The organism is Methylobacterium frigidaeris (assembly GCF_022179185.1).
Lineage (GTDB): Bacteria > Pseudomonadota > Alphaproteobacteria > Rhizobiales > Beijerinckiaceae > Methylobacterium > Methylobacterium frigidaeris.
Map to the genome: position 1 here is coordinate 48,800 of NZ_BPQJ01000044.1, position 7,246 is coordinate 56,045.

General features: G+C 70.2%; 6 protein-coding genes. 4 read left to right on the top strand and 2 right to left on the bottom strand.

Features of this window, described 5'->3' with window-relative positions; translation table 11 throughout:
• Positions 1–138 precede the first annotated feature (138 nt).
• Genes MFF64_RS29350 through MFF64_RS29360 form a run of 3 tightly spaced genes read left to right on the top strand, consistent with a single transcriptional unit; the run spans position 139 to position 3,532 of the window.
• Positions 139–1,143 (top strand): ABC-three component system protein, encoded by a 1,005-nt coding sequence (locus MFF64_RS29350; protein WP_238193047.1) that lies wholly within the window; start codon positions 139–141, stop codon positions 1,141–1,143.
• Positions 1,131–1,640 carry an ABC-three component system middle component 2 gene (locus tag MFF64_RS29355; RefSeq protein WP_238193048.1) on the top strand — a complete coding sequence of 170 codons (510 nt, stop codon included), beginning with the start codon at positions 1,131–1,133 and terminating at the stop codon, positions 1,638–1,640. The genes MFF64_RS29350 and MFF64_RS29355 overlap by 13 nt, the downstream gene beginning before the upstream one ends.
• The gene (locus MFF64_RS29360; RefSeq protein ID WP_238193049.1) at positions 1,637–3,532 is read left to right on the top strand and encodes a hypothetical protein; all 1,896 of its coding nucleotides are present in this window, start codon (positions 1,637–1,639) and stop codon (positions 3,530–3,532) included. The genes MFF64_RS29355 and MFF64_RS29360 overlap by 4 nt, the downstream gene beginning before the upstream one ends.
• A gap of 371 nt (positions 3,533–3,903) precedes the next feature.
• Here the strand turns inward: MFF64_RS29360 and MFF64_RS29365 are convergent, their stop codons facing one another.
• Entirely contained in the window at positions 3,904–4,551 is a 648-nt protein-coding gene (locus MFF64_RS29365; RefSeq protein ID WP_238193050.1) for a hypothetical protein, read from the bottom strand.
• A gap of 141 nt (positions 4,552–4,692) precedes the next feature.
• Here MFF64_RS29365 and MFF64_RS29370 point away from each other — a divergent pair, with 141 nt between their 5' ends.
• On the top strand, positions 4,693–4,857 hold the full coding sequence (locus tag MFF64_RS29370; RefSeq protein ID WP_238193051.1) for a hypothetical protein: 165 nt from the start codon (positions 4,693–4,695) through the stop codon (positions 4,855–4,857).
• Positions 4,858–5,159: 302 nt separating this feature from the next.
• On the opposite strand, the gene MFF64_RS29375 is transcribed toward MFF64_RS29370, so the two are convergent.
• Positions 5,160–7,246, bottom strand: a 2,087-nt coding sequence (locus tag MFF64_RS29375; protein WP_238193052.1) for a hypothetical protein, incomplete at its 5' end; no start/stop codon positions are given.

The window sequence follows — 7,246 nt, forward strand, 5'->3', positions numbered from 1 at the left end:
GAGGGGAGAGAGCGTCGCAACCGAGGGCGACGTTGGCGGTGCGCAACGTCGGTCTGCAATTTCATCAAGCCTGACGGTTCTCTCTTTCAGGTGCGCGTCGACGCGGGCAAGATCGTCGGGATCTGGACGCACCCCCCAATGATCAGCCACTACGTCACCCGTTTCTTCACCATGCCTCCGGCAGACCTGGAAGCGTTCGTCGCCGACTGGCTGGCCATGCGCAGGCAGGACTACGTGGATTGGGAGCGGTGCTCGGGCGCAGGGGACGGCGGACGCGATGTCGTGGGCTTCGAGACGGCCGACGGCTACGAGGGTTCCTGGCACAACTACCAGTGCAAGCTGCTGCGCAGGAACCTGTCGATCTCGGACGCGGTGCTGGAGCTCGGCAAGATCTTCATGCACGTGGCGGCCGGCGACTTCACCCTGCCCTCGAAGTACGTGTTCGTGGCGCCGAAGGGCGCGGTCCGTGCCCTGCTCGACCTGACAAAGCGGCGCGAGGAGTTCCGGAAGACCGTCATTGACCGGTGGGACGCCGTGTGCCGCGACAACCTGGTTCGCGGGAAGGCCGTCCCGCTGACCCCCGAGATTCGGGCTCTGATCGAGGCATTCGACTTCACCAGCGTCTCCGTCCTCGACGGGGCAAAGCTCGTCGCTCAGCCCGACATCTACCCGGCCTTGGTGCGGTGCTTCGGGGCCGACCCCGGTCCGCCGCCGCCTCCGGACGCGTTGCCCGATGTCGGCTTGGACGAGGCACCCTACCTCGGTCAGCTCGCCGCTGCGTACGGTGCCCGCGCCGAACTGGTGGGGGCGACCCCGGATGACATTCTCAGGCACCCTACGTTCGGCGATCAGCTACGCGACCAACGGGTGCGCTACTTCCACGCCTCGACGTTTGGGCGCCACTATCGAACGCGGGTGTTCAAGGAGGTTCTCGTCGCTTTCGACGACGAAATCTACCATGGCGTCGTGGACACGCACCGTGACGACGATCATCAGGACACCCTCGCTCAGGTCAACGCCGTCATGAAGGTAGCCCCTTTCCTGCCTCTGACCGGCCCGCTGAGGGACCACGCCTCGGCGCAGGTGAAGCAGGGCACCTGCCATCGATTCGCGAACGAGGGGCGCCTTCCGTGGGGGATCTGAAGCCGCCCGCCGACGATCCGTTCGACAGCCCGTTGGAGACCGGGTTGCGCGCGCTCGTCGTGCTTGAGGCGATGCACCCGCGCGCCTGCGACCTGAGGGAGGTGACCTGGTACGACCACCTCGTGGTCAACACCGCCGACATGACCGACCGCGACGGTGTCGCCGGGCCGGAGAGCCTGCATCCGGCGACGCCAGGCCGGCATGACGCGCTGACCGTACGCCGCAACGCGGTCGAGCGGAGCCTGATGCTTATGCACCGGGTCCACCTCGTCGACGTGCGGCACAGCGAGGACGGCATCCGCTACGCGGCGGGCGAGGCGGCCCCGAGCTTCCTCGACGCGTTGCAGGCTCCGTACATGCTCCGCCTCAAGGACCGAGCCCAGTGGCTCGCCGGACGCTTCGAGGGCATGGATGCCGACGAGGTCGCCGCCGTGGTGGACCGGCATGTCGGGCTGTGGACCGTCCAGTTCCGGGCCGGCGAGGGCGACCGGCCGTGACCGCGCTCCTGACGCTCCGCCATCTCGCCTTCACGGGGCCCGACGCCGTCGGCGCTGGCCTCTCCTTCGATGACGGCCTCAACATCCTCTACGGCGCCTCGAACACCGGCAAGTCCTTCGCCGTGGAGGCGCTGAACTTCATGTTCGGCGGGTCCAAGCCACCCGAGGCCATCGAGGAGGCTGCCCCATACGACAGGGCATGGCTGGGCCTGCGCCTCCCGGACGGCGCCGAGGTCACTCTGTCCCGCGCCTTGGCCGGTCACGGCTTCACGGTCCATCCAGGGCTCGTCACGGCGCCGGGCGACGGCGGTTTCACGCTCGGGCACGAGCATGATCCCAAATCCGACGCGAACCTTTCGATGCACCTCCTCAGGCTGCTCGGGTTCGGCCGGAAGGAGCTGGTCAAGAACGCGAACGGCGAGAAGGACACGCTCAGCTTTCGACACCTCGCGCCGTACCTGTTTACCTCCGAGGAGACCATCATCGCCAAGCGCAGCCCGATCCTTGCGTCCGGGCAGCACATCTTCGCGACCGTCGAGCGCAACGTCTTCAAGCTGTTGTTGACGGGCATCGACGACAGCGCGGTCACGCCCTCGATCCCCCCGAAGACCCTGGCCGCGGTCAAGGCGGGCAAGATTGAGCTGGTGGACGAGTGGCTGGCGGGCATCGACCGCGAGTTGGGCGACAGCCCCCCGTCGCGGGAGGAGCTCAAGGACCAGGCGGACCGTCTGGAGGAGTCCCTTGAGGCCCTCCGCCGCGACCTGGCGCACGCCCAGGACCGACTGGACGGGCTCGTCGGCGAGCGGCGTAGGACAAGGGACGGCCGGGACGAGGCCCGGGCCCGGGCCGCCGACCTCGAACTGACGCTCACGCAGTTCGCCAAGCTTGATGAAGTCTACATCTCGGACATCGAGCGACTTCAGGCTGTCGAGGAAGGCGGGGCGTTGCTGCTCGCCATGACAGGGCACGAATGCCCGGTTTGCGGCGCCCCTCCCGGTGCCCAGGTCCACAAGGCGCACGTCGAGGAGATCGGGCGCTCCCACGGGGCGGCCGCCGCGGAGATCAGGAAGATCCGCCGTGACCGCGCGGACCTCGCAGGGGTCATGCGTTCGCTCAAGGCTGAGGCGACGGGCTTGCGGAGCCGCGAGGCGGTGCTGGTCGAGGAACTGGCGGACCTGGACGCCTCGCTCGACGAGGCACGTCCTGCCGAGCGCGATTTCCGGCGACGCTACGAGGGCTTCACTGCCGAGCAGGCCTGGGTGAGCCGCCTGTTGGACCTCTACAGGCGGCGGGACCGGCTGATGGTCGAGCGGTCACGCCTGGACGTGCCGATCCCGAAACGCCCGGCCGGCGAGAAAGCCGCGACGGGTCTGGACGGACCGACGGCGCATGCCTTCGCGCAGGTCGTGCTGCAGGTCCTGCAGGCTTGGGGCTTCCCGGGCCGGCCGTCGGTCAGCTTCGACCTTGAGCTGCAGGACATCCGTCTCGACGGCAAGGAGCGTTCGGCCAACGGCAAGGGCGTCCGCGCCCTTTTGCACGCGGCCATGAAGGTCGCGCTTCTCGTCTTCTGCCACCAGCGTGGCCGACCCCACCCCGGCTTCGTCGTGCTCGACACGCCCCTGTTGACCTATCGCGAGCCCTTGCGCTCCAGGCACGGGGCGCTGAGCGCCGACGAGCAGGTCCTGAAGGACAGCGGCGTCGCCGGGCGGTTCTACGCCCACCTCGCGGGCCTCTCCGAGATCGGGCAGTTCCTGATTGTCGAGAACAGCGACCCTCCCCCCGAGGCGCTTGCCCGCGCGAACGTCCAGCTGTTCTCCGGCGAGCCGGGCGACGGCCGCTACGGCCTGTTCCCGCAACGGCCAGCAGTCAACAATGGGCAGTCCCCCACGTAGCCGGCCGGTCGGAAGACCGGAGGGTTGTGGATGCCCCCTGGTTCGGAATTGCCTCAAATCGAGGCCTTGACGATCAACGGGCACCCGTAAGGAAAGCCTCCACCATGAAACGCGCGGCGATGCACCCGTCCGATTGACCCCGGAGTGCCACGCCGTGTGCCGAGCCTCCGCGCCCGCGAGAGGCTTTTCCTTATGTCTCCCCCCTCGTACCCTGTTCGTCGCGGACACCCATTGGGGACACCGAGCGGTTAGCGGTGGTCGCCTGGGCCTCAACCGCCCCTTCGCCAACATCGAGGAACACGACGAGGCGTTGATCGCCCGCTGGAACGCGGCCGTGGGCCCTCAGGACTGTAGTCCTCGCAGACGACCCGTCAAGAACAAAGCGCGAACGCGGACGCTACTCCGGCCTCCTCAGAACTGTGGACTTGCCTCACGCCGCGGCGCCGCGGGCCTGTCGGGCGGGTGCGCTCGGGGCGCTCCCAGATCGCCTGCGCCCCGAACACGCTGGCGAAGAAGACGGGCCTCCTCTTGGCGTCCCGGGCCTTCGTGGTCCGGTGGACGGCGGCGCCCTTGCCCTTGAGGGCGGCCCGGCGGGACAGGTTGCGCAGGACGTTCCGGCGCATTCCGCCCGAGGCCGGGTCGATGAGCTCCTCGGCCACCGGCATGAACAGCCAGGTCTGGCCGAGGCCGATGTTGCCCGGCAGGCGCGTGGCCCCGGTGATCTGGTACCGGTAGAAGGCGGACTGGCGGTCCCGGATGTAGATGCGGGCCGTCATGTCCCCGTTGAGGCGGGCGCGCTGGTATCCGAAGGCGTTTCTGACCGCGAAGTCGGCCGGCCTGTCGAACACCTTCTTCGCCTCGTCCCGGAGGTCGTCGCCGGCCTGGAACAGAATCCCGTTGAGGGCGTAGCTCGCCGCGAAGGGGAGCACGTCCTTGGCGAACCCCTGGAGCTGGCGGGCCCAGGAGCTGGTGTCGACCCTGAACCGGAGGTCAACGAGAGGGCGGGGTGCAATGGCCATGCCCGCGAGGCTGCAGGGGCTGCCGGGACCAAACAGCTAGGGTGGGTCCTGAGCACCCACCCCCTCCGGTCAGTCCTGCCGGGGCGCGAGCCTGTCCGCGAGGACCCGGTGGATGGCCTCGCGCCGGAGGGAGACTCCCCCGTGGGACCTGCCCCGGAGGGCCGTGGCGGCGCCCCGGAGGACGTCATGGATGTCAACGTGCCGGCGGACGCTCCCCTGGCCCCGCGGGGGCCTGAGGGCATCCCGCAGGGCATCGACGATGGCGGCGTCGAGCTGGCGGGGATCTGGGGCGCCGGCATCCCGTAGAGCCCGGCGCTCGGCGCGCTTGCGGGCCCGGTCGGCATCACGTCGGGCCGCCTTGGAGGACGGGGCCGGGGCGGTGGAGGCCATGGCGAAGGAGGGGGTTGGGATCATGCCCCATCCTGCCGCCGGGCCTGGCAAGGGACCAGAGGACCCCGGAACGAGAGAACCCCCGCCCGGAAATCCGGAGCGGGGGTCCTGCCGGGGTTGTGGTGCAACGCCGTGTCTGCCTGTGCGCGGACAGAGGGAGCCTAGCCTCGGCGCCGCCCTGCCAAAAGGGCGGAGACGGGTGGCGCCGAGGCATTTCACTAGGCGCGGGGCCGGCTCGGGTACGGGGCGCAACCTGGGGCCGCCCGTGGGGTGGCGACGGGCCCGCTGGGGGGTTCGTGCCCGCCCTCGGGCTCGGACGGGACACGGCCCAGGGCGCGCCACACTCCGTCGTAGGCCCTGGCGGTGATCCCGTCTGGGCGGCGACGCGGGTCGGCGATCCAGCCGGGTCCCTGTTCCTCCGGCACGAGGATCGGGTCCCGGCTGCGGAGCAGGGCCGCGAGGCCCGTGGACGGCCGGGGGGCGAGCTTCGCCTTGATCGGGGGCAGGGTAGCCTCCAGCTTCGCGTTGACCGGCGCCGGGGGCGCCTCGGGCTTCGCCCAGTAGGTCGAGGGCCGGCGGGGACGGACCGGCGGGCGGGGCCTGCAGGCCCGCTCACGCTCCCCGGCGAGCCGCTTCTCCCGCTTCGCTCTTGCCTCGTCAGAGAGCGCGTAGGGGACGCCGGCGGCGACGCACAGCCCCGTGCTCCGCTCCTGCTCCGCCGTCCACTCCGCGAGCCCCCGGGCCTGGGACAGGTCCAGCCGGCGCTCGGACGCCGTGGGCGCCTGCCCCCATCCCGCGGCCGCGCCGGCAGCGAGCTTGCGGTGACGGGCACGGACCGCGGCCTGAAAGTCCTCGACCAGGGCGAGGTTGCGCGCCCCGAGGTCCCACGAGGCCGGCAGAGCCTCTCCGACGACGGGAAGCACTGGACGCGCCTGAGCCTTCGGAAGAGCCTGTACGGAGCGGGAAATGGCCTTGGCGGCCGTCCCCTTGGCCGACGCCTTCCGCCCAGGGCCAGAGCCGGAGGCGGCAGTGAGAGGAGACGCCGCCGCGGCGGCGGCCCCATGCCGGGGCGCTTGTAGAATGTTTTTGACCGAAATCATTGACGACCCTGGCGAAATCCCGATGCGGGTTTCGTGCAGCACCCGGTCCATGATCGCCTCGACCTCGCCCACCTTGGTCGCCGGGACGATGAACGAGTCGTGCACCGGCAGGGCCGGGATCCCCGCCTTCCGGCAGCCCTTGAGGACCTGAATGCACATACGGCTGTCGAGGCCCATCAGGCGGATGCCGGCGTCGCTCCCGAGAAAGTGGGAGATGGGGGCGTTGAGCCTCGCGACCTCGTCGTAGGCCCGCTCGGCCGCCCTGTAGTCCAGCTTCCACTCCTGCCGCCACTTCGGATGGTCCGCCAGGGCCCGGATGGCGCCCACCCTGCCGCCCGGGGCGTTAATGGCGACGTTGAGGGCGAGCTTGGTGTGGTCGCGCTCGATGACCTGCGTGTCGTACGGGTCGTAGGTCAGCGGGATGCCGGCGATGGTGTAGAGGAACGTCGGGTGCAGGTGCTCGAAGTCGGGCTCAGCGACCGGGTCGTCGTTCAGGAGGAGCTCGGCCCGGCGGAGCTTGGGCAGGCCCTGGTACCATCCGTAGAGGCGACCGTGGCAGTCCACCCGGCCGCGCGCGAGGATGCGGATCAGGTAGTGGTGCGGGGTCGGGAGGACGTAAGCCCAGCGCTCGCAGCCATCCTTGCCGATCTTGCGGGCCGCCCACTGACGGGGGCCGAACCGCCAGTTCGACTGGTCGGCTTTCCGGGAGACGGTGAGCCGAAGAGGGTGGACCCCCTCGTTCACCGCCTCCATGCCCTTGAGCATGCGGTGGACCTCCTCCGTGCGGGGGAGCGGGGCCATGCGGCCGTCCTCGTCGCGCATGATCAGGTGGCAGCCGGGGCCGACGTGCTCGATCGAGAGGTCCGCGCCGAGGCGCTCAAGGAACAGGGGGGAGGCGCGCATCCGGCTCTGGACGCCGCTGCCGCCCTCGCGGACCAAGCCGCGGACCTCCTCGACGAGGCCCGCCTCGATGAGCTCGTCCGCCGCCGGGACCACGGTGTCGTACGTGTAGTCGCAGCCCGGGTAGTGGGCGCCGCCGGCGTACCAGCCGCGCGTGCGGCTGTAGGAGATCCAGGGCCGGCCGGTCTCCGCCGCCAGCGCCAGCGCGGCGACGATGCTGCGCCGGGCGCGTTGCTCGGGGGCCCGGACACCCGGATGCAGGCCGATCCTCTCGACCATGTCGGGCGAGACCCGCCAGTAGTACC